Here is a 21,374-nt window from a genome sequence, read left to right as displayed (position 1 = left end):
ATGCTGAACCATGCCATGCGTATCTTGGGGCTGATGACGATGGGCCTTGTGATCACCGGCAACGTGTCTGCCCAGGCCATCCAACCCATGGTGTCCGTGGGCTACCAACACAGCCTCGCGCTGCGCAACGACGGCACGGTGCTGAGCTGGGGGTCTGACCAAAGCGGGCAACTGGGCGCGGGTGTGCTCCCCTTTGAAGCAACACCTGGCCGCGCACTGACCGTGGCTGGCATCCAGAGCATTGCGGCGGGCATCAACCATTCCCTGGCCATTGGCGCCGATGGAACGGTCTGGGCCTGGGGCAGCAATGACGCGGGTCAACTCGGCGATGGCAGCAGCACCAACCGGTCCAACCCGGTGCAGGTGACAGGCTTGACCGGTGCCTCGCGGGTTTGCGGCGGTGGCTCGTATTCGCTGGCCTTGCGCACGGACGGGTCGGTCTGGGCTTGGGGTGAAAACTCTGACGGTGTATTAGGCAACGGCACACAGAACAGCTCATCCGTACCGATCCAGATTGCGGATCTCGGTGCGATCAGCGCCATCGCCTGCGGCAACCGCCACGCCCTGGCATTGCGCCTTGACGGCAGCGTATGGGCATGGGGCTCCAATGTGGAAGGGGCCGTGGGTGATGGCAGCACGGTGACCCGCCTTCGCCCCGTGCAGGTGGGCACAGCCGGCAGCGCAACCGCCATTGCCGCCGGCAACGACTTCAGCGCAGCGCTCAGGCCAGATGGCAGCGTGTGGGAATGGGGTGTTACCGCGCCCTACGCCACCCCGCATGGTCCGCCCCGCACCACGCCGGTACAAACACCGGGCCTTTCGGGTATTGCGGCTATCGCCGGCACGGTCAACAGCTTTGGCCTGGTGGCCATCCATGGCGACGGCAGCAGCTGGTGGCGCTGGACCACCGCCAGTGCGCCAGAAGCCCAGCCACCAGTCGGTCCACTAAGGGCCGTTGCTGCCGGTTACGGGCAGGGTTTTTTGCTCCAGACCAACGGCCAGGTGTTGGGGTTTGGCGGTGGCAACGGCTTTGGCAGCCTGGGTGATGGCACCACGGTGTACCGCGACGCGCCCGGCCCGGTGATAGGCATCAGCAACATCGTGCAAGTAGCGTCCGGCACCTGGCACGGCATGGCCTTGGACGCGGCTGGCAATGTGTGGACCTGGGGTCTGGACACTTCGGGTCAGTTGGGCCGCGCACGGGTGCTGAGCCGCTCGCTGCCAGCAGCCGTGGCCAGCTTGCCGCGCATGGCCCAGGTTTCTGCCGGGGTGGGCCACAGCCTGGGGGTCGACCAGGACGGCGCCGTGTGGGCCTGGGGCAGTAACGGATACGCTGAACTGGGCGACGGCACCTACCGTGACACCGGAACCCCGATCCGATTGAGCACGATTGCTGGTGTGCAAACCGTAGCGGCCGCTACGTATTACTCGCTGGCCCTCAAGCGTGATGGCACCGTCTGGGGCTGGGGCAGCACCTTGCCCGGCGTTTTGGACCAGCCTGCCGTGCCCACCCAACTGCACAGCCAGGCAACGGCCATAGCCGCGGGGGGTTCACACGCACTGGCGCTCAACCGCGATGGCACGGTCTGGGCCTGGGGCGACAACGCCTCCGGGCAACTGGGCACGGGCAACACCGCCAGCAGCAAACAAGCGCTGCCTGTGTTTGGTCTGTCGGGCGTGGTCGCTATTGCTGCGGGCAACGCCAGCAGCTACGCGCTGCGCGCGGATGGCACGGTGTTCGCGTGGGGTGAGAACACACGCGGCCAGTTGGGCGATGGCTCCCAAACCAACCGCCTGACCCCCGCCATCATTCCGGGGCTCAACGGTGTCACCGCACTGTCTGTAGGAGCAGCACACGCACTGGCACTGCGCAGCGATGGCTCCGTCTGGGGCTGGCAGTGGGGCTATGAAATGCTGGGCGAGTTGGGCGACAACCCGCCCGCTGCCACGGCCAGCGCTGCGCCGCTGAGCATGGGCATCACGGACATTACCAGCGTGACCGCAGGCAATGGCGTCAGCGCGGTGCTGCGACGGGATGGCACCGCCTATGCCGGCGGGCTCAACACACTGGGACAACTGGGGGACGGCACCTACAGCCGCCCGAACACCCTGGTGGGCGTTGCCAATGAGACGTTCTCTGGGTTTTTGCGCTTGGACACCACAGCGCAAAGCCTGCCATTACCCGCTGGGAAGACGGTGCCGTTTTTTATCGCAACCTACAAGTCCGGCAGTTTGAGTGCCACGTCCCTGAAGGTGGACATCCGTGGGCTGGGTCCTAACGGTGCGTTTGCACAAGGAACGCGGCCCACGGCGTTGGCGACCGGCAAGCCCGACGGAGTCCGTGCACAGAATACCCCCGGGTACAACCTGTATGTCGCCGCCCTGCTGCCCAACAATGCCAGCCCGATCTACTTTCAACTGCTGCCCAACCGCAGTTGGGCCCCCCTGGTATGGCCCATCAGCGCCTTTCTGAGCGGGGTCGCGCTGAACAGCGTGCAAGACCTGGTGTTGATCACGATTCTGGAAAACGACAACCTGACCGCTGACTTTTTGGTGGGCGCATCGGTCCTCGTAGGCTACGGAATCGATCCGGATGAGATGCTGCGCAATACCCGCTACCGCACGCTGTTTACGCTGGTTCGCTAGCGTTTAACCTACCAGCGGCATCACAAACGCAAACCAGCCGCCGACGAGATAAAACACCACGCTGACGCCATACACCCGGGCCGCCAGCTTGCGGGTGCGCAGGCAGCCCTGGCGCAGTGCGGGGTCTGTGGGGCACGGCGCGGTGCGGTTGCGCCACTGCAGCACGCCGCTGGCGCCCAGCATCAGGCCGGCAAACACAAACAGGCCCAGCTTGTGTTCACTGAGCCACACCACCTGCGGGAACACAGCCACCAGCGACGACAGAGCCGCCCCCGCCCCCAACGCCACCAGCAGCGCGGGTATGGCGCAACACACCAGCGTGCCAGACGTGGCAAACAGGCTGGCCACCGACGACCACAAGCTGCCACGGGTCTCAGCCAGACCATCCGCACTCATTTGCTGCGGCCTTTCAGCATCTCGGCCTTGATGTCGGCCACGGACTGGGTCACGGGCTCCAGCTTGACGACGTCATAACCGGCGTCCACGATCTCGGCGGAGATGGCCTTGCCGTCCAGCGTCTGGCCGTCTTTGGCCTCGACCACAATGGTTTTCTTCTTCAGGTCCACCAGAACCTCTTTGGTGGCGCCCATTTTGTTTATGCGCTTCTCGATGCCCTGCGCGCAGAACGCGCAGACCATGCCATTGACGGTGATCTTCAGCGTGTTGGCTGCAAAGGACGGCAACGCGGCCAAGGCCAGCGCAAGGGTGATGGCGGTGATGCTTGTCTTTTTCATGGTGTGCTCCTGGTCAAAATGTGTACATAAAGTTGGCACGAACTTGGGCGTCGGTGTTGATACCCAGTTCGACGAAATAGCGGTTGTGGATGAGGCGCAGCATGGGCGTGAGCTCGGTTTTGCCAGACAGGCCCTGCATGCGCCGCGCCTCCAGCACCAGCCAGGGCTGTACCTGGTCGTAGTCCACCTCGTAAAACGAGAAGCCGATGCGTGCCGACGCATAGTCGTGGTTGAGCCCGTCGGCCCGGTACAGCCGGGCCGCAGCGGAGACGTAGAAACGGGTGGTCTCGTAGTCGACCTGTAAACCGGGCGATGCCAGTGCCCTGGCGCCAGCAAAGTCGTTACCGGTCACCGAACCCACACCTGCCAGCAACCAGATATTGGCCTGCGCGTCGGGCATGTTCCACCGACTCAGCAGCCGGGTGTAGACCGCCTCGTTGGCGCGGCGGGTAAGCGTCTCGTCGTCCGAACGCATGCTGAGGGTAGAGGCGCCTACCGCGTCACGCGGCGTCAGTGCGTAGTTGACAAAAACCTCTTGCCAGTTGGGGCTGAGGTCGCCCATGGCCATCCAACTGTCCTTAAAACCCATGGGGCCGCACAGGGCGGGTAGCGACGCCAGAGTGGCCGCCACGCCCAGCGCGGTGTTTCGAAAACGCGGTTTCATTGCTTTCCTCTCCTAACAGCGGGCTCAAGAAAAAGCCCACAGGAATCAACCCACACGCTCTATCCAGAAACGTGCGGACGTAGTTCGGCTGTCGGATCAGAAAATGGGGGGCTTGGAGACGGGGGAAACGTCGGCGCTGGCAAAGCGGTCGGCGCGGTGCACAACAACGGTTGGCGGCGCAGGGCCCACCGCCTGGATGATGGGCATTTCAGCTGCGGCCAATGCCATGCACAGCTGGCAGGACTGGCAGGTGCGCTCGGTTGGCGTTGTTCCGCTGTCGTCCGTGGACCCCGTGTCTGCCGGGGCCGCCTGCGCCATCTGCACCATGGGGCAGTCTGCGGGCATGGCCCCCGCCGCCATGTCATTCGCCATCTGCTCCACCGCCCAGCCCCGCAGGGGCAGCAAGACGATCAGCAGCAGGATGGTGAATAGGCGGGTCACAGGGATAGGATAGCGCAGCGGCTCAAAAGGTTCAAAACCCTTTTAACGCTACGCTATTGATAGCAACTCAGATCCATATGACGGGGGCTAGAGCCCCATTTGGCTTAAGACTTTGCCGCAACAGGCGTTGCACACGCACTCAGATCACCGCCGGGCTTCTGCGCCGCGCCACCGTTCGCGGCGGCCAGCGCCTTTTGCCCGTCCACCGTCAGCCACCAGGCCGAACCGCCGTGGGGTTGGCGCAATGTCAGAGGTTCGCCCATACACGGGGTGGTGATGGCCACGCCCTTGGCCTTGGCCAGCGCGGTGATGCGGTCAAAGGGCTCGTGCCAGGTGTGCATGGCCAAATCGAAGGTGCCGTTGTGGATGGGCAGCATCCAGTTGCCGCGCAGGTCCAGGTGGGCTTGCAGCGTTTCTTCGGGTTGCATGTGCACGTAGGGCCATTGTTTGTCGTAGGCGCCGGTTTCCATCAGCGTCAAATCAAACGGGCCCAGCTTGTCGCCAATGGCCTTGAAGCCATCGAAGTAACCCGTGTCGCCGCTGAAGAAGATGCGCAGGCCGTCCTTGCCTTTCTCACCACCGCCGTAGATCACCCACGATGCCCACAGGGTCTGGTTGCCGTCGCGCAGGCCGCGGCCGGAGAAGTGTTGGGCCGGGGTGGCCACAAACTCTACACCGCCCACTTTGGTGGATTGCCACCAGTCCAGTTGCTGCACCTTGGCCGGGTCCACGCCCCAGGCGATCATGCGGTCGCCCACACCCAGCGGTGTCAAAAAGTGTTCGGTCTTGGCGGCCAGGCGTTTGATGGCGTCTTCGTCCAGGTGGTCGTAATGGTCGTGCGACAGGATGATGCCCTTGATGGGTGGCAGGTCTTCAATGCTGATGGGCGGCGCGTGGAAACGCTTGGGGCCTAGCCACTGGAAAGGCGAGGCGCGGTCGGAAAACACGGGGTCGGTCAGCCAGAACTGGCCGTTCAGCTTGAGCAGGATGGTGGAGTGGCCCATGCGGAACACCGTGCCGTCCTGCGCGGCCAGCAACTGGGCGCGGGTGATGGGCTGGACCGGGATGTCGCCCTCGGGCACGGTGTGTTTGGGCTTGTCGAACGCAAACTTCCAGGCCAGGCGCAGCGACTTGACCAAGCCGCCGGTGCTTTGCTCTTGCGGCGTGATGTTGCGGTATTTGCCGCCTTCGGCTTGCGGCGAGGCGATATGGGGTTCGGCAGGGGACGGCTCCAGCAGAGCGCAAGATGACATGGCGAGTACTCCGGTCAAAAGAACAACAAGGGTGAGGGCGAGGTGTTTCATGGGAAATCAATAAGTTGCACTGCACAGTGTAGTTTTATTCTACATAAAAGTAAACCCGGCGGTGTAAAATTTATCCATGTCCTCTGTTTTGCCCCCTGACGCGCCCCCCAAAGACCGCCTGACCGACCGCAAACGCCTGGCCATCGTGCAGGCTGCGATCGACGAATTCCGCACCCACGGCTTTGGTGCCACCAGCATGGACCAGGTGGCGGCCACGGCGGGTGTGTCCAAACGCACGGTGTACAACCACTTCCCCAGCAAAGAGGCGCTGTTTGCAGAGATATTGGTCCAGTTATGGGAAAGCAGTAGCGCCCAGGTGGACCTGGCTTACCAGCCGGATAGGCCACTGCGCGCGCAGCTGCTGGAGCTGATGTGGCAAAAGATGCGCATGTTGTGTGACGCGAGTTTTCTCGACCTGGCGCGCGTGGCGATTGCCGAGACCATCCACTCCCCCGAACGGGCACAAGAGATGGTGGCCCGCCTGGGCGCGCGCGAGGAAGGTGTGACGCTGTGGCTGCGCGCCGCAGCAGCCGATGGCAAGCTCAAGCTGCCCGACCCGGTGTTTGCCGCGCACCAGTTGCAGGGCCTGGTGAAAAACTTCGCCTTCTGGCCGCAGATCACCATGGGTCAGCCCACGCTGCCGCCGGCCGTGCAACAGCAGGTGGTGGAGTCGGCGGTGGATATGTTTTTGGCCTGTTATGCCTGACTTACTGGGCCTTGGCGTCTGCCCGCCATTGCCCCGGCGTTTTGCCAAACCAGCGTTTCGCGGCACGGCTGACGCTGCTGGCATCGTGGTAGCCCAGGCGCTGCGCGGCGGCTTCCAGGCTCAGGCCCTGTTGCAGTAGAGCCGCCAGCGCGTCGCGGCGCATGCCATCTACCAGGTTCCCCCAGCTCGTGCCCTCGTCCTTCAGCGCACGCTGCAGGCTGCGCACACCCATGCCCAGTGCCGCGGCCAGGTCTTCAATGCCCGTGGGGGCATCGCCTCGGTTGGACAACCATTGCACGGCAAAGCTGGACGCATAACCCACCTGCGGCAGGCTGGCCAGTTGGCGGTCGGCTACTTCGCAGTGCATGCGGCACAACTCGGCATCGGCCTGGGGCAGCGGGGCCTGCAGATCGGCCTTGGCATAGGTGATGGCATTCGCATCGGCACCAAACTGCGGGGTGATGCCAAAACACTGCACGTAGCGCTGCACATCACCCAAGGCCGCATGGCGAAAACACACGTCCACGGGCAGAAACGGGCGACCGGCCAGCCACAGCGCCTGGCGGTAGACGCCGGCCAGCAGGGCCTCCACCTGCTGCGGCAGTATGGGCACCTTGAGCGTCTGCGCAGTGTGGACCAGGGTCACGTCTCCGTTGGGATGCGCGTGTGCCGACAACGAACCAGATTCGCTGACCAGGCGCTGGTAACGCAGCATTACACCAATCGCTTGCTCCAGCGTGGCACAGCTCATGGTGGCCAGGCCCAGCACACGGAAGGTGTTGGGCTTCATCGCCTCGCCCACCTGCAGGCCCAACAACGGATCCCCGGTCAGGGCCAGCGCACGGTCCCACACCAGACGCGAGATGCCAACGCCGATACGGCCGTTGGCTTGCGCCATCTCGGTGGCATCCACCGGCAGGCCCTGCAGCACGGCATCGGCGCTCACACCCTGCGCCTCTACCGTGGCGAGCAGGGTGCGGACATAGGCGGAGGAGACGGTGCGGGGGTCGAGCATGGGGATTGACCTTATGCAGGTTGGCGCGAAATGTCAATGCAATGGCCACGCCCGTCAATGCCAAAACCCGGCGGTTTCAGAACAATGCGAATGACCAACAAAAACACACGCTGGAGACCGCATGCAGGAACACAAACTAGAAAACGAAATCTTCATCCGCCGCCCACCCGTGGCGGTGTATAGCTACGTGACCCAGCCCTGGCGCTGGCATGAGTGGCACCCGGCGTCGGAATCCGCCACGCCCAGCGCCCACACGCTGATGGCCGGCGACCATTTTGAAGAAGATGTCAGCATGCGGCCCATTGCCTGGCTGCCTTGGCGCAAGCGCAGCCATCTGCGCTGGACGGTTATCCACACCGAATCGCCGCTAGTGTGGGAAGTGCATGGCACCTCGCCCACCATCGACGTCAAGGTGCGCTACCAGATGGACGCGGCCCAAGGCACCCGCTTTAGGCGCACCTTCCACTTCACGGTGAAAAACTGGATGCGTTTTATGGGCCGCAGCGTGGTGGTGCCCCGCATGCGGGCGCAGTCGGCGCAGGCGCTGCAAAACCTGAAGCGCAAGCTGGAAGAGGCGGCCGTATGAGCAAGATGCCTCCTCTACTGTCACCGCCTCTGGCCGCCTACCGCGCGGAGTACCGCCAGCAGTTCATCAAGCCTGGCTACCAGGGCTGGCTGCATTTTGCGTTCACTGTCTGCATGGCCAGCAGCATCATTGCCTTTTGTGCGCTGCAGCTCAACGCGGTGACGCGCTGGGAATGGCTGGCGCTGCCGCTCACCTTTCTGTACTGCAACCTGTCGGAATACTTTGGCCACCGCGGCCCCATGCACCACCTGCGCCCCGGGCTGCGCATGGTGTACGAGCGGCATTCCAAACAACACCACCGCTTCTTTACTGAGCGCGAGATGGCGTTTGAAAGTTCGCGCGATTTCAAGGTGGTGTTGTTCCCGCCCGTGCTGGTGACCTATTTCCTGCTGGTGTTTGGTACACCGGTGGCGCTCGTACTGGCCTGGCTGACAACGCCCAATGTTGGCTACCTGTTTGCGCTGATGGCAACCGCCTATTTCTTGAACTACGAGCTGCTGCACTTTGCCTACCACCTGCCGCCCCACCATGTTGTCGCACGCCTGCCCGGTATGCGGGTGCTGCGCCGCCTACACACCACGCACCACGACCAGGCGCTGATGGCCCACCACAACTTCAACATCAGCTACCCGCTGATGGACTGGATCTTTGGCACCCTGCACAGCGGGAAAAAGTAGGCCCCCCGCAGCGGTGGAGCGCTGAGGCTAGTTGCCTGGGTGGCAGAGCGTTTTGCGCAGGTAAAGGAGGAGCCCGCGCAGCGGGCGGGGGACACGGAGCAAAACGCTCTGCCGCCCAGGCAACGCGCTTACTGCGATGGCGGAGTCACCGTCCCCCGCACCAGCGTGGCCAATGTATCGCGCAGGAAGGGCTCGAAATCAATCTTGAAGAACTGCAGCTCCGGGTTGTCCGCCAAGACCCGCACCATCACCTGCGGCGGGTTGGACAACTGCGCCAAGCTGATGACCAGCGCATGCAATTGCAGCATCAGCGTGGTGGCCTGCTCTGCAGTCAGTCCGGGCAGCTTGCTGCACAGCGGCTCGCAGGCCTGCGCCAGCAGGTCGCGCAAAAATAGTTTGAAGTCGCGCGCGGACACCTCGTCTATCTTGGGCTCTATGACCGTGTGCAGCAGTACCAGCAGCCGCTGCAACGTGGGGCGCTGGGCCACGCTGCGCGCAATCGCGGCAGGAACGGCATCCAGCGGCTGGCGCGCGCGCAAGCGCTTGAGTGCCGCGACCAGGTCTTGCTGCCACAGCAACAGCTCCGCCCGTACCAGCTCCAGAAACAGCGCCTCTTTGGTGGCGAAGTAGATGTAGGCCGTGCCCTTGGCCACGCCCGCCGCCTCGGCCACGCGGGCGATGGTGACGGCGTCGAAGTCCGCATCGGCAAACAAGCGCGTCGCGGCCTCGATCAGATGCGCGCGCCGCAGGTCTTTGTCTTCGGCGCTGCGTGCGCGTTGCTGGCTGATGGTCTTTTTGGCGGCGCTAGGCATGCGGGGCGAAAGTGTCAGACGGCGAATGGCAGCGCACGCTGGCGCTTGCCCGTCAGTGCGAACAGTGCATTGGCCACAGCCGGCGCCAGCGGTGGCACACCGGGCTCGCCCACGCCAGCCGGTGCGCGTGTACTGGGCACGATCCAGTTTTCCACCACCGGGGCCTGGGGCAGTTGCACCATGGGGTAGTCGCCAAAATTGCTTTGCTGCACGGCACCGTCCTTGATGTCGATGCGGCCATACAGCGCGGCCGTCAGCGCAAAGATGACGGCACTTTCCATCTGTTGCGCCACGGTGTTGGGGTTGATAACCGTGCCGCAGTCCACGGCACAGACCACGCGGTGCACACGGGGCTTGCCGTCTTGCAAAGACACCTCGGCCACCTCGGCCACGATGGAGCCAAAGGATTCGTGCAGCGCAATGCCGCGCGCACGGCCTGCGGGCAGCGGGCTGCCCCACTTGGCTTTCTCCGCAGCCAGGTTCAGAACGGCCAGGTAACGCGGTGCGTCTTTCAGCAAGGCACGGCGGAAAGCGAGCGGGTCTTGTTTGGCCTCGGCCGCCAGCTCATCCATAAAACCTTCGGAGAAAAAGGCATTGTGTGAATGCCCGACCGAACGCCAAAAGCCCACCGGCACATCCATGCGGGTGGCCACATGCGACATGTGCTGGTTGGCAAAACCGTAGGGCAGGTCAAACAGGCCCTCGGCCGTGGTCTTGTCGGGCGTATCGATGGGGCCTGCCAGTGCTGGCAGGCCACGGGCGATCCAGCGCGGGGTGATGGCATCACCCGCCGACTTGATACGCAGGCTGGTGATGGCGCCCTGCGCATCCACTGCGGCGTGCAGGCTGGCCACGTGCATGGGGCGGTAGAAATCGTGCGTGGTGTCCTGCTCGCGCGACCAACCCAGTTGCACGGGTTTGCCGCCGCAGGCCATGGCCACGCGCACGGCCTGGCCCACGTGGTCCACTTCCAACCGCCGGCCAAAACCTCCGCCCAAGAGTGTGGTGTGCAGCGTGACCTTTTCTTCTGACACACCCGCCACTTTGGCGGCGATGGCGCGGGCCATGTCGGGCACTTGCGTGGGTGCCCAGACCTCGACCTTGCCGTCTTTCACCTGGGCCGTGCAGTTCATCGGCTCCATCGTGGCGTGGGCCAGGTAGGGGGCGCGGTAAATGGCCTCCACCACTTTGGCAGCGCCAGACTCGGCCTTGCTGGCGGAGCCTTTCTCGTAAAACGTAAAGCCATCCTCGGCCTTAAGGGCTTCCAGCAGTTTGGCTTCAATGGCCTGGGTGTCCAGCGCACCGGCGGTACGCTGCTGCCAGGTGGCAACCACCGCATCCGCACCTTGGCGCGCATGCCAGGTGGTCTTGCCCACGACGGCAAAACCAGCTGTCGATCCGGCGAAGGACTCCAGCGGCAGCACAAGCTCCACACCGGACACCGCCAACGCGGCCTTGGTATCCAGACTGCCCACGGTGCCGCCCAACATGGGCGCCATGCGGGCCTGCGCGTACAACATGCCGGGCAGGCGCACGTCCAGCCCAAACTGCGCTGTGCCATTGGTCTTGGCCGGTATATCGCTGCGGGGCGCGGGTTTGCCGATCAGCGTCCAGTCCTTACGGTCCTTGAACGCCACATTGCCAGGCGTGGTGCCGGCCGCGGCTTGGGCAAATGTGCCGTAGTGCGCGCTTTGGCCAGAGGCGTGGGACACTACACCATCTTTCACCCGCAGCTCACCCACGGGCAGCTTCCACTGTGCGGCGGCGGCGCCCAGCAGACTGGCGCGGGCAGTGGCCGCGGCCATGCGCAGGGGGTCCCAGGCGTCGGCCATGGTGGACGATCCACCCGTGACGCTGATACCCAGCTCACGCGCCACCTTGCCCACCAGCCATTGACCAACCTTGACCGTGGTGGTCTTGTGGCCCTCTTCGCTGTCCAGCGGGTGGAACGGCAGGCTGCTGACAAACATGGCGACATTGCCGTATACGGAGTGGGGCCCTGCCTGCTCCAGGCGCACGCGGGCCAGGGGCACATCCAGCTCTTCGGCCACCAACATGGCCAATGCGGTGTAGACGCCCTGCCCCATTTCGGCACGCGGCATGGCCATCACCACGCTGCCATCGGCCGCGATCTTGATCCAGCCATTCAGTGCCACATCGCCCTGCGTGGGCAGCAACATGTCGGGTGTGCCCAGGCGGGAACGGGCGGGCAGCACGCCCCAGCCGACCACCAATGCGCCGGTAGCGCCCAGGGCGCTCAGTATCCAGGTGCGGCGCTTCATGCTGTGGCTCCGGTAGTTGTTGTTGTGCTGGTCGTACCCGCCGCGCGGTGGATGGCGGCGCGCACACGCTGGTAGGTGCCGCAGCGGCAGATGTTGCTCATGGCCGCGTCAATATCGGCATCCGTCGGTTTGGGTTTGCTCTCCAGCAGCGCGGCGGCGGCCATCAGCATGCCGCTTTGGCAGTAGCCACACTGGGGCACCTGTTCGGCAATCCACGCGGCTTGCAGCGCATGGGGCTTGTCGGCCGTGCCCAAGGATTCAATGGTGCGAATGGGTTTGCCCGCCACCGCGGACACCGGGAACACGCAAGAACGCACCGCCTCGCCGCCAATGTGCACCGTGCAGGCGCCACAGGCAGCAATGCCGCAACCAAACTTGGTACCGGTCATGTTGAGGGTGTCACGCAACACCCACAGCAAGGGCATCGCGGGGTCGGCATCCACCTGGACGGGTTTGCCGTTGATGTTGAGTTCCATGGGTTCTCCTGGGAAAGGCTATTAGGTGACTGGCGGTCAGATAATAGGTGAACCGGGTTCAGTTGGAAAGAGGTATTTCCCCCAAGCTGACAGACTCAATATTTGCTACATGTTTTATAGCAATAGATAACCATTTCACGGGGGCTACAGCCCCAAAAGGCGTAGATCAGTCTTTGCGCGTCGGGCTGCTGCGCAAGGTGCGGCTGAGCAAAATCACGGGAATCAAGCCCACCAACACCAGCGCCAGGCAGGGCAAGGCGGCCTCGCCCAGGCGTTCGTCGCGTGCCAACTGATAGGCCACCACGGCCAGCGTGTCGCTGTTGAAGGGGCGCAGCACCAGCGTGGCGGGCAGCTCTTTCATCACGTCCACAAACACCAGCAACGCCGCGGCCGCCACCGAACGGCGCAGCAGCGGCCAGTGCACACGTGTCAGCGTTTGTATGCCAGATGCGCCCAGCATGCGGGCGGAGTCGTCCAGGCTGGTGGGCAGGCGCGCATAACCGCTTTGCACCGACTGCAGGGCCACCGCACAAAAGCGCACCAGGTAGGCCCACACAATGCCCACCGCCGTGGCGGTGACCCAGTAGCCCACCTGCCAGTCCGGCGCCCAAGCCTGCAGCCAGCCCACCGGCAGCAGCAGGCCCACCACGACCACGGCACCGGGTATGGCGTAACCCATGCCCGCCACCTGGGCCGCACCGCGCACCGCCCAGTGGCCGCTGCGCCTTACCTGGAAGGCCAGCGCCAGCGCCACCCCCACCGCCAACACGGCGGTGATGCTGGCCAGGCGCACGCTGTTGAATGCCCATTCGCCAAAACGCGCCCAGGGCAGGCCCGCCCAGTCGGCCAGCAGCGGGCGCAGCATGAACAACACTGGCAGCACAAAACCCATCAGGATAGGCGTGGCACACAGCAGCCAGGCCCATACGCGGCGGTGGCCCAGCAGGGGCACGGCGTGCGCATCAGCCGAGCCTGCGCGCGCGCCCTTGGTCACCGCAAAACGCATGCGGTGCTGGGCGCGGTGTTCTAGGCCCAGCAGCAGGGCCACAAACACCAGCAGCATGGTGGCCAGTTGGGCCGCGGCGATGCGGTTGTCCATGGACAACCAGGCCTTGTAGATGCCAGCGGTAAAGGTCTGGATGCCAAAGTAGCTGACCACGCCAAAATCGGCCAGCGTCTCCATCAGTGCCAGCGCAATACCGGCGGCCACCGCGGGGCGGGCCAGCGGCAAGGCCACCTCGCGCAGGCGCCGGCGCAGGGGTGCGCCCATCAGGCGGGCGGCTTCCATCAGGTGCACGGTGCGTTCGCCCAGTGCAGTGCGCGCCAGCAGGTAGACATACGGATACAGCGCAAAGGTGAAGACCCAGGCCGCGCCGCCTACATTGCGCACCTCGGGGAACATACGACCCTCAGCCCCCAGTGCGGCACGCAGGGCGTTTTGCAGCGGGCCGCTGAACTGCAAAAAGTCGGTATAGGCATAGGCCACCACATAGGCGGGCATAGCCAGGGGTAGCAGCAGCGCCCATTCAAACACGCGCCGCCCCGGAAATTCAAACAGCGTCACCGCCGCCGCGGTGGACAGACCGACCACGGCCACACCCACCGTCACCATCAGGCACAGCTGCACGGTGGTCCACAAATAGTCGGGCAGCACGGTGGCTGCCATCTCGCGCAGGATGGCGGTTGCCTGGCCCGAGGCCGCGCCCACCGGCAGCCAGGCGCCCAGCACCGCCAGCACAGGCAGCATCAGTGTCGATACCAGCAGCAACAGCGTCCAGCGGGACAGGGGTGGAGAGGACAGGGAGGACAACAAGGGGTGGGGCCTAAGGACCAAGGAGGTCAAAGCTAAATGAGAATTGTAATCATCTAAAATCGACCACATGTTTCTGAACCTCACCCACCTGCAAGTCCAATACCCCGGCAGAAGCCGTGCCGCCGTGCAGGATGTGTCGCTGGGCCTGCGTGCCGGCGACATTGGTGTGCTGATAGGCCCCTCGGGCTGTGGCAAGACCACGCTGCTGCGCGCCGTGGCGGGGCTGGAGGCGGTTAGCGGGGGCGAGATCCAGCTGGCCGGCCACACGGTCAGCAGCCCACAGACCCATGTGCCAGCAGAAAAACGCCGCATCGGCATGGTGTTCCAGGACTACGCGCTGTTCCCCCACCTGGACGTAGACCGCAACGTGGCCTTTGGCATCCACGACTGGCCCGCAGCCGAACGCAAGGCCCGCGTGGCCGAGGTGCTGGAATGGGTGGGCCTGAGTGATGCCCACAAGCGCTATCCACATGAACTCTCCGGTGGCCAGCAACAGCGCGTAGCCCTGGCCCGCGCACTGGCGCCGCGGCCGCAACTGCTGTTGCTGGACGAACCTTTTTCCAACCTGGATGTGGACCTGCGCGAACGCCTGGCCCACGAAGTACGCGGCATCCTGAAGGCCGCCGGTGCCACGGCCCTGTTTGTCACCCACGACCAGCTGGAGGCCTTTGCCATTGGCGACATGATTGGTGTGATGCACGAGGGCGCGCTGCACCAGTGGGAAGACGCCTATTCGCTGTACCACCGCCCAGCCACCCGTTTTGTGGCGGAGTTTATTGGCCATGGTGTGTTTGCGCCCGCCAAACTGGTGGATGTGGATGGCGAGGTGGCCGTGCAGACCGCACTGGGCGATCTGACCGATGTGGCCGAATGCCCCCTGCCATCCGCCTACCCGCAGGGCGAATGTGATGTGCTGCTGCGCGCCGATGACATCGTGCACGACGACGATGCGCCGGTTAAGGCCGAGATCGTGCGCAAGGCGTTTCGCGGCTCCGAATTTTTATACACGCTGCGCCTGGCCAGTGGCCAGACCGTGCAGGCCCATGTGCCCAGCCACCACGACCACCGCCTGGGTGAATGGATTGGCATCCGCACCCAGGTGGACCACGTGGTGACGTTTAAGCGCGAGGCTTAGCGCGGAGCAACTGGAACGCTAGCCCACTCCGGGTGCTTGCGTACCAGCGCTTCACGGGCCTCGGTGAGTCCGCTGCAGATGCGCAGGCTGGCAGTTTGAACAGCAGTAGCGTCATTACCTGGAGCAATCGGCTTGACACTGTCACACACACTGATGCGGGCCATATAGTGTTGAACGTCTGGCGGCTCTGTGCTGGGGCGCGCAGCGTGGGCCTGGGAAAACCGCTCGGTGAAACTCACGTGCCCATCGAAGCAGTCTTGTAGGCCAGCACCCTGCACCCACTTGGATGGCGTGCCATCGTCATACAGGCACAGTGTGGCGGCCACTTGACGGGTGTCGAAGTTGCGGGCTGCATCCAGATTCGTGGTGAACAAAATAGCCGCATCGTCGCTGTCGACCGTGAGGCGTGGGTGCCGAGGCGCAGCCCAAGCCTCTGCCCGGGCCTGAAAATCGGCTGCTTGTACGTTCAGCCGGGTGAACACCATGGTGATCTCGTCACTGCGGGTGGGGCCAGGTCGTGCAGCGACATACCGGAAGTCTTCACCAGCCTTGGAATATTTCAGAGCCAAGCCCAAAGGCACTGCCGCAGGAACCAGCAGGAGCAACAGGGTACTCAACTCCAGACGCAGCCAGGGCCCCTGAGAAGCCGCGGCGGTGAGAAGCAAAGCTACCAATGCATCGCACAACACAAACAGGCCCACGGGATTTTCTTGCCACAAACTACCCACGCGGCTGGATTGTGTTTGCACGGCCAGTAGCAGTTCGTCCAGCCGCAACAGCAGCAGCACACCCGCCAACGCGGCGCCCAGCAACAAGGCACGCCACTTGCTCAGGCTGCTGGCACTTGCCGAAGGTAGTTGCCAAGCAATCCAACCGCACACGATGAAGGACGGAACGTGTAATACACCGCCTGCCACCGGTAAGGGAATGAGGTAATCGACCAGGGCACTGCCGCTGCCCCACACACCACTCCAGCCCATGGCACCGGCCAGCAGTGCCGGTAGCGGCCAGGCGATCAAAAGCCAAAGGATGAGTCGCAGTTTGGACATGGCAGTGTTGGATGTAGTGACTAGATCGACATAATAGAAGCATCGCATGTCCCCATGGCGCCCAATACGCGCAAACCAGGAGAAACGCATGACCATCATCGTCGCCTACGCACCCCGCCCCGAAGGCCAAGCCGCACTGGACAAAGGAATAGAGATCGCCAAGCGCCGCAATGAACACCTGCTTGTGGTGAATGCCACACCGGGCAGCGGCGACGATGCCGCCATGGCCAGTGTTGAGGATGTCGAACGGATCGAGCGTCTGCTGGCCGAACCGGGCCTGACCGCCGAGTTCAAACAGTTTGGACGTGGCAAAAGTGCCGTGGAAGAAATTGAAAACCTGGTGGCAACCTTGCCGGTTTCCTTGTTGGTGATCGGCCTGCGCCACCGCTCACCGATTGGCAAACTCATCATGGGCAGTGTGGCGCAAGAGCTGCTGCTGTCCATTCCCTGCCCTATCCTCGCGGTGAAGGCACCGCAGTAGTCGGCGCGTTAACGGCCTACGCGCGCAGCCCCGCAATGGTCTCGCGCAGGTCTGCGGCCCAGGCCCGGCGGTCACGGCCTTGTGCCCGCTCTGGTGTGCCAAATTGCACCACCGCCTGCACGTTGTCAGCCCGCAAGGTGCGCCACAACGATTGCCACAAGGTGTCATCCCCCACATAACAGGGCGCGAAACTGATCTGCCCGGTGGCCGCATTGGCAAACTGCAGTGCCACGGGCTGCACCGGTGCATCGGCCGAGATGGCGGCCTGCAACAGGTTGGCGTGGAAGGGCAGCAGTGTGGAGCCATCACCCGTCGTGCCCTCGGGGAAGATGGCCAACACATCACCATCGCGCAGGCACTGGGCCATCTGGTGCACCACGCGCATGGCGTCGCGGCGCGATTCGCGGGTGATGTACAGCGTGTCAGCCGCACCGGCCAATGTAGAGACGATGGGCCAGCGTGCGATTTCGTCCTTGGACACAAAACGGCAGTGGCGCGTGGCGTGCATGACCACGATGTCGACCCAGGAGATATGGTTGGCAACCAGCAACACGGGGCCATGCACCGGCGGGCTGCCCTTTACTACCAATTTGATAGCTAAACACTCCAGCATGGCGAGGGCCCAGACCTGAACCCGCGCATGCTTCTGCAGCACCGTCATGCGGGGCAAGACCGTGTAGATGGTCCACACACCGCCCAGGATGTGTAACACCACCCGCAGCAGGCGCCACGCGGCGCGTAAACGGTTCATTTAAGTCGCTTGGTACGCCAGGTGGCCGCCAACAAAGGTGGCGCGCACACGGCCAGGCAGTTCGTAACCGCCAAACGGCGTGTGCTGGCCCTGGCTGCGCAATGCGGAGCCTTCCACCGTCCACGCGGCTTTGGGATCAAACACACAGATGTCGGCCGCGCCACCGACCACCAGACGGCCCGCACTGGAAGCGAATGCGCCAAAGGCCGAGCCCACCACACTGGCCGGGCGACTGGTGACCACACCTAACGCCTGTTCCAGTGCAATGCCGCTGTCTTGCGCCCATTTCAGCGTCAGGCTCAGCAGCAGCTCCAGGCCGGTGGCGCCGGGTTCGGCTTCGGCAAAGGGCAGCGCCTTGGCGTCCTCGTCCACCGGTGTGTGGTCGGACACCAGCGCGTCTATCGTGCCGTCGGCCAGACCGGCGCGCAGCGCATCGCGGTCGCGCTGCTGGCGCAGTGGTGGGTTCAGGCGCATGCGGCTGTCGAAGTAGCCCATGTCCATATCGGTCAGGTGCAGCGAGTTGATGCTGACATCGCAGGTGATGGGAAGGCCCTCGGCCTTGGCCTGGCGCACCAGGGCGACGCCAGCCGCGCTGCTGATGCGGCACAAATGAACACGTGCCTGGGTGGAGCGCACCAGTTCAAAAATGGTGTGCAATGCAATGGTCTCCGCCGCCACCGGCACTCCCGACAGACCCATGCGGGTGGCCAAGGGTCCGCTGGCCGCCACGCCCTTGCCCAGGTACAGCTCTTGCGGGCGCAGCCACACGGTGTAGCCAAAGGTGCTGGCGTATTGCAGCGCACGCAGCACGGCCTGGGTATTCGCCAACGGCACTTCGGCCTGGCTGAAGCCAATACAACCAGCTTGTGTGAGGTGCAGCATCTCGGTCAGCACTTCGCCTTCCAAGTTGCGGGTCAGCGCGCCCAGCGGGAACAGGCGGGCCTGCTTCAGCAGCTCGGCGCGGTGGCGCAACATCTCCACCAGCCCCGCTTCGTCCAGCACCGGCTCGGTGTCGGGTGGGCAGACCACGCTGGTCACACCGCCGGCGACCGCGGCGCCCATCTCTGACGCCAGCATGCCCGCATGTTCCTGCCCCGGCTCGCGCAGGCGCACGGCCAGATCGACCAGGCCGGGCATGACGATGCAGCCGGCAGCGTCGATGGTAGTATCAGGTGTGAAATCGCTTGCTACGTTATTAATAGCAACAATATCAGTACCGACGAGGGCTACATCGGCATTTTGCTTAAGGCCACTGGCTGGATCGACGACCAGGCCACCTTGGATCAGTGTTTTTTTCATGCTCATTTTGCGCCCCGCGAATCGGCTTCGTTGCCTGCTACGATGCTCATCACCGCCATGCGCACTGCGATGCCGAAGGTCACCTGCGGCAGGATCACGCTTTGCTTGCCATCCACCACGGCGGAGTCAATCTCCACCCCGCGGTTGATGGGGCCGGGGTGCATAACGATGGCATCCGGCTTGGCCAGTTGCAGCTTCTCGGGCGTGAGGCCAAAACTCTTGAAGAATTCGTGCATGGAGGGCAACAGCGCGCCGCTCATGCGTTCGTTTTGCAGGCGCAGCATGATGATGACGTCGCAGTCCTTGATGCCCTCTTCCAGCGTGTGGCAGACGCGCACGCCCATATACGACAGGTCGGACGGGATCAGCGTCTTGGGGCCGACGACACGCACCTCGGCGCAGCCGAGCGTGGTCAGCGCGTGGATGTCGGAGCGGGCCACGCGCGAGTGCAGCACGTCACCCACGATAGCCACGGTGAGGTTGGAGAAGTCTTTCTTGAAGTGCCGGATCGTGAACATGTCCAGCAGGCCCTGTGTGGGGTGGGCATGGCGGCCGTCACCGGCGTTGATGACGTGCACATGGGGCGCCACGTGTTGGGCGATCAGGTAGGGCGCGCCGGATTCGCTGTGGCGCACGACAAACATGTCGGCGGCCATGGCGCTGAGGTTGGCGATGGTGTCCAGCAGCGATTCACCCTTGGAGGCGGATGAGCGTGCGATGTCGAGATTGATGACGTCCGCCGACAAACGCTTGGCGGCGATCTCGAACGTGGTGCGGGTGCGCGTGCTGTTTTCGAAGAACAGGTTGAACACGCTCTTGCCGCGCAACAACGGGACCTTTTTCACCTCGCGGTCGTTGACCGAAACGAAGTTGGCTGCGGTGTCCAGGATATGGGTCAGCGTGGCCTTGGGCAGACCCTCCACCGACAGCAGGTGGACGAGTTCGCCGTGTTTGTTGAGTTGGGGGTTGCGTTTGTAGAGCATGGTCATCGTGCCTTTACATCGAAGCTAAACACGCCGGCTTCACTTCTTGCCAATGCCAAGGATTGATCGGCGGCTAGCGTTACGCGGGCTGCGGCAAAGTCAGCCTGCACCGGCAGTTCGCGCCCTCCCCGGTCCACCAGCACCGCCAGCTTGACACTCGCCGGGCGACCGTAGTCGAACAGCTCGTTGATGACGGCGCGTATCGTGCGGCCGGTGTACAACACGTCGTCCAGGATCAGTATGTCGGCGCCGTTCACGTCAAACGGCAGCACCGTCTGGCCGCCGCTGGAGAGGCCGCGTTGTGCAAAATCATCGCGGTGCATGGCGGATGAAATCTTGCCCGCGTCGCCTGGCAGTTTCATGTCTTGCTGCAAGCGTTCGGCCAGCCAGGCGCCACCAGAAGTGATACCCACAAGGCGCGTATTCACGCCAGAAATCAACTGCACGCCGCGCAGCAATTCCTTGTACAACGCCTCCGCATCCAATGCCAAAATACTCACGGCAAACTCCTCAAAAACTGTTCCAAAATAATGCAGGCCGACGCGGCATCGGCGTCTTTTGCGCCTGAGCTGATCGCCTCGGTTGTGCTGTAACGTTCGTCCACCTCAAACACCGGCAACTTGAAGCGGCCATGCAACTGGCGGCCAAATTTTTGTGCCCGCGCGGTGTTCTCATGGGCCGCCCCATCGGGGTGGTAGGGCACACCAATCACCAGCGCATCGGGCTGCCATTCCTTCACGTGTTTTTCAATCAGCGCAAAACGTGCATCACCTTCGGCCTTGACAGTGCCGACCGACGTGGCGGTGCGCATCATGCGGTTGCCGACGGCGACGCCGGTGCGCTTCATACCAAAGTCGATGGCTAAAAAGCTGTTCAGATTCGGCGCCACAACCGCGGGGGCAGCCGGTGCGCCGCTCATGCGTGGCCCACCTGCGAGGAAATCATCCAGGCCTGCAGGCCCAGCAAAGACAGGGCCTTGTCGTAACGCTGCTCAACCGGCGTGTCAAAAATCACGGATTGGTCGGCGTCCACCGTCAACCAGCTGTTCTCACCCAGCTCGCTTTCCAGCTGGCCTTCGCCCCAGGCCGAATAACCCAGTGAGACCAACACCCTGCGTGGCCCTGAACCACTGGAGATGGCTTCGAGCACGTCTTTGGAGGTTGTCATCTCCAGCCCACCGGGAATGCTCATGGTGGACGCATACAAAGACTGCTCGGGCTTTTCACTTTCCGAGAATATGGGTTCGTGCAGCACAAAGCCGCGCTCCGTCTGCACCGGGCCGCCCTGCAAGACGGGTGCATCGGTCAGGTCCAGGCGCTTGAGCGGCAAATCGATCTTGCCAAACAAGGCTTCCATCTTCAGCTCGGCCGGCTTGTTGATAACCAGCCCGAGAGCACCCCGTGGGGTGTGCTCACACACATAGACCACGCTCTTGGAAAATATCGCATCCTCCAGTCCGGGCATTGCGATCAGAAAGTGATTGGTGAGGTTGATGGGTGCAGAATCGCCGGACATGAATT

At 63.6% G+C, this 21,374-nt stretch carries 23 protein-coding genes; 6 read left to right on the top strand and 17 right to left on the bottom strand.

Annotation, left to right across the window (positions count from 1 at the left end; translation table 11 throughout):
* A complete protein-coding gene (locus HZ993_RS19530) occupies positions 1–2,646 on the top strand; it encodes a hypothetical protein (RefSeq protein ID WP_209394373.1) in 2,646 nt (881 codons plus the stop codon).
* Positions 2,647–2,649: 3 nt separating this feature from the next.
* Here the strand turns inward: HZ993_RS19530 and HZ993_RS19525 are convergent, their stop codons facing one another.
* The 5 genes from HZ993_RS19525 to HZ993_RS19505 form a co-directional block, all read right to left on the bottom strand.
* Positions 2,650–3,042 (bottom strand): hypothetical protein, encoded by a 393-nt coding sequence (locus HZ993_RS19525; protein ID WP_209394372.1) that lies wholly within the window; start codon positions 3,040–3,042, stop codon positions 2,650–2,652.
* Positions 3,039–3,380, bottom strand: a complete 342-nt coding sequence (locus HZ993_RS19520; protein WP_209394371.1) for a heavy-metal-associated domain-containing protein — start codon at positions 3,378–3,380, stop codon at positions 3,039–3,041. The genes HZ993_RS19525 and HZ993_RS19520 overlap by 4 nt, the downstream gene beginning before the upstream one ends.
* 13 nt (positions 3,381–3,393) lie before the next feature.
* The gene (locus tag HZ993_RS19515; RefSeq protein ID WP_245213699.1) at positions 3,394–4,044 is read right to left on the bottom strand and encodes a hypothetical protein; all 651 of its coding nucleotides are present in this window, start codon (positions 4,042–4,044) and stop codon (positions 3,394–3,396) included.
* A gap of 96 nt (positions 4,045–4,140) precedes the next feature.
* The gene (locus HZ993_RS19510; protein WP_209394370.1) at positions 4,141–4,485 is read right to left on the bottom strand and encodes a DUF2946 family protein; all 345 of its coding nucleotides are present in this window, start codon (positions 4,483–4,485) and stop codon (positions 4,141–4,143) included.
* A 104-nt stretch (positions 4,486–4,589) separates the two neighbouring features.
* On the bottom strand, positions 4,590–5,738 hold the full coding sequence (locus HZ993_RS19505; RefSeq protein WP_245213698.1) for an MBL fold metallo-hydrolase: 1,149 nt from the start codon (positions 5,736–5,738) through the stop codon (positions 4,590–4,592).
* Between the two features lie 127 nt (positions 5,739–5,865).
* On the opposite strand from HZ993_RS19505, the gene HZ993_RS19500 reads away from it, so the two are divergent.
* Positions 5,866–6,495 (top strand): TetR/AcrR family transcriptional regulator, encoded by a 630-nt coding sequence (locus HZ993_RS19500; protein ID WP_209394368.1) that lies wholly within the window; start codon positions 5,866–5,868, stop codon positions 6,493–6,495.
* A gap of 1 nt (position 6,496) precedes the next feature.
* Here the strand turns inward: HZ993_RS19500 and HZ993_RS19495 are convergent, their stop codons facing one another.
* The gene (locus tag HZ993_RS19495; RefSeq protein ID WP_209394367.1) at positions 6,497–7,510 is read right to left on the bottom strand and encodes an AraC family transcriptional regulator; all 1,014 of its coding nucleotides are present in this window, start codon (positions 7,508–7,510) and stop codon (positions 6,497–6,499) included.
* A gap of 121 nt (positions 7,511–7,631) precedes the next feature.
* On the opposite strand from HZ993_RS19495, the gene HZ993_RS19490 reads away from it, so the two are divergent.
* Positions 7,632–8,096, top strand: coding sequence for an SRPBCC family protein (locus HZ993_RS19490; RefSeq protein WP_209394366.1), 465 nt, complete (start codon positions 7,632–7,634; stop codon positions 8,094–8,096).
* Complete coding sequence (locus HZ993_RS19485) at positions 8,093–8,773, top strand: sterol desaturase family protein (protein WP_209394365.1); 681 nt, start codon at positions 8,093–8,095, stop codon at positions 8,771–8,773. The genes HZ993_RS19490 and HZ993_RS19485 overlap by 4 nt, the downstream gene beginning before the upstream one ends.
* 128 nt (positions 8,774–8,901) lie before the next feature.
* Here HZ993_RS19485 and HZ993_RS19480 read toward each other — a convergent pair whose 3' ends face one another.
* From HZ993_RS19480 to HZ993_RS19465, 4 genes are all read right to left on the bottom strand, one after another.
* Positions 8,902–9,585, bottom strand: a complete 684-nt coding sequence (locus HZ993_RS19480; protein ID WP_209394364.1) for a TetR/AcrR family transcriptional regulator — start codon at positions 9,583–9,585, stop codon at positions 8,902–8,904.
* 14 nt (positions 9,586–9,599) lie between these two features.
* Positions 9,600–11,867 carry a xanthine dehydrogenase family protein molybdopterin-binding subunit gene (locus HZ993_RS19475; protein WP_209394363.1) on the bottom strand — a complete coding sequence of 756 codons (2,268 nt, stop codon included), beginning with the start codon at positions 11,865–11,867 and terminating at the stop codon, positions 9,600–9,602.
* Positions 11,864–12,343 carry a (2Fe-2S)-binding protein gene (locus HZ993_RS19470; protein WP_209394362.1) on the bottom strand — a complete coding sequence of 160 codons (480 nt, stop codon included), beginning with the start codon at positions 12,341–12,343 and terminating at the stop codon, positions 11,864–11,866. Before HZ993_RS19470 ends, HZ993_RS19475 begins: the two co-directional genes overlap by 4 nt.
* Before the next feature lie 166 nt (positions 12,344–12,509).
* Positions 12,510–14,090 carry an iron ABC transporter permease gene (locus tag HZ993_RS19465; RefSeq protein WP_245214004.1) on the bottom strand — a complete coding sequence of 527 codons (1,581 nt, stop codon included), beginning with the start codon at positions 14,088–14,090 and terminating at the stop codon, positions 12,510–12,512.
* A gap of 133 nt (positions 14,091–14,223) precedes the next feature.
* On the opposite strand from HZ993_RS19465, the gene HZ993_RS19460 reads away from it, so the two are divergent.
* Entirely contained in the window at positions 14,224–15,291 is a 1,068-nt protein-coding gene (locus HZ993_RS19460) for an ABC transporter ATP-binding protein (RefSeq protein ID WP_209394360.1), read from the top strand.
* Here the strand turns inward: HZ993_RS19460 and HZ993_RS19455 are convergent.
* The gene (locus HZ993_RS19455) at positions 15,288–16,340 is read right to left on the bottom strand and encodes a hypothetical protein (RefSeq protein ID WP_209394359.1); all 1,053 of its coding nucleotides are present in this window, start codon (positions 16,338–16,340) and stop codon (positions 15,288–15,290) included. The two genes, HZ993_RS19460 and HZ993_RS19455, sit on opposite strands and share 4 nt — an antisense overlap.
* A gap of 88 nt (positions 16,341–16,428) precedes the next feature.
* On the opposite strand from HZ993_RS19455, the gene HZ993_RS19450 reads away from it, so the two are divergent.
* On the top strand, positions 16,429–16,821 hold the full coding sequence (locus HZ993_RS19450) for a universal stress protein (RefSeq protein ID WP_209394358.1): 393 nt from the start codon (positions 16,429–16,431) through the stop codon (positions 16,819–16,821).
* Positions 16,822–16,837: 16 nt separating this feature from the next.
* On the opposite strand, the gene HZ993_RS19445 is transcribed toward HZ993_RS19450, so the two are convergent.
* The 6 genes from HZ993_RS19445 to HZ993_RS19420 are packed head-to-tail and all read right to left on the bottom strand — an operon-like array spanning position 16,838 to position 21,369.
* On the bottom strand, positions 16,838–17,572 hold the full coding sequence (locus HZ993_RS19445; protein ID WP_209394357.1) for a 1-acyl-sn-glycerol-3-phosphate acyltransferase: 735 nt from the start codon (positions 17,570–17,572) through the stop codon (positions 16,838–16,840).
* Positions 17,573–18,871, bottom strand: a complete 1,299-nt coding sequence (locus HZ993_RS19440; protein ID WP_209394356.1) for a dihydroorotase — start codon at positions 18,869–18,871, stop codon at positions 17,573–17,575.
* A gap of 2 nt (positions 18,872–18,873) precedes the next feature.
* Positions 18,874–19,854 (bottom strand): aspartate carbamoyltransferase catalytic subunit, encoded by a 981-nt coding sequence (locus tag HZ993_RS19435; protein WP_209398623.1) that lies wholly within the window; start codon positions 19,852–19,854, stop codon positions 18,874–18,876.
* A 2-nt stretch (positions 19,855–19,856) separates the two neighbouring features.
* Complete coding sequence (gene pyrR / locus HZ993_RS19430; protein ID WP_209394355.1) at positions 19,857–20,354, bottom strand: bifunctional pyr operon transcriptional regulator/uracil phosphoribosyltransferase PyrR; 498 nt, start codon at positions 20,352–20,354, stop codon at positions 19,857–19,859.
* Entirely contained in the window at positions 20,351–20,773 is a 423-nt protein-coding gene (ruvX, locus tag HZ993_RS19425) for a Holliday junction resolvase RuvX (protein ID WP_209394354.1), read from the bottom strand. The genes pyrR and ruvX overlap by 4 nt, the downstream gene beginning before the upstream one ends.
* On the bottom strand, positions 20,770–21,369 hold the full coding sequence (locus HZ993_RS19420; protein WP_209394353.1) for a YqgE/AlgH family protein: 600 nt from the start codon (positions 21,367–21,369) through the stop codon (positions 20,770–20,772). The genes ruvX and HZ993_RS19420 overlap by 4 nt, the downstream gene beginning before the upstream one ends.
* Positions 21,370–21,374: the final 5 nt, after the last annotated feature.

It is taken from the genome of Rhodoferax sp. AJA081-3, assembly GCF_017798165.1.
In the GTDB taxonomy this organism is placed as follows: domain Bacteria; phylum Pseudomonadota; class Gammaproteobacteria; order Burkholderiales; family Burkholderiaceae_C; genus Allorhodoferax.
The sequence above is the reverse complement of the archived record's forward strand: the minus strand, read 5'-3'. Positions and strand labels throughout refer to the sequence as shown.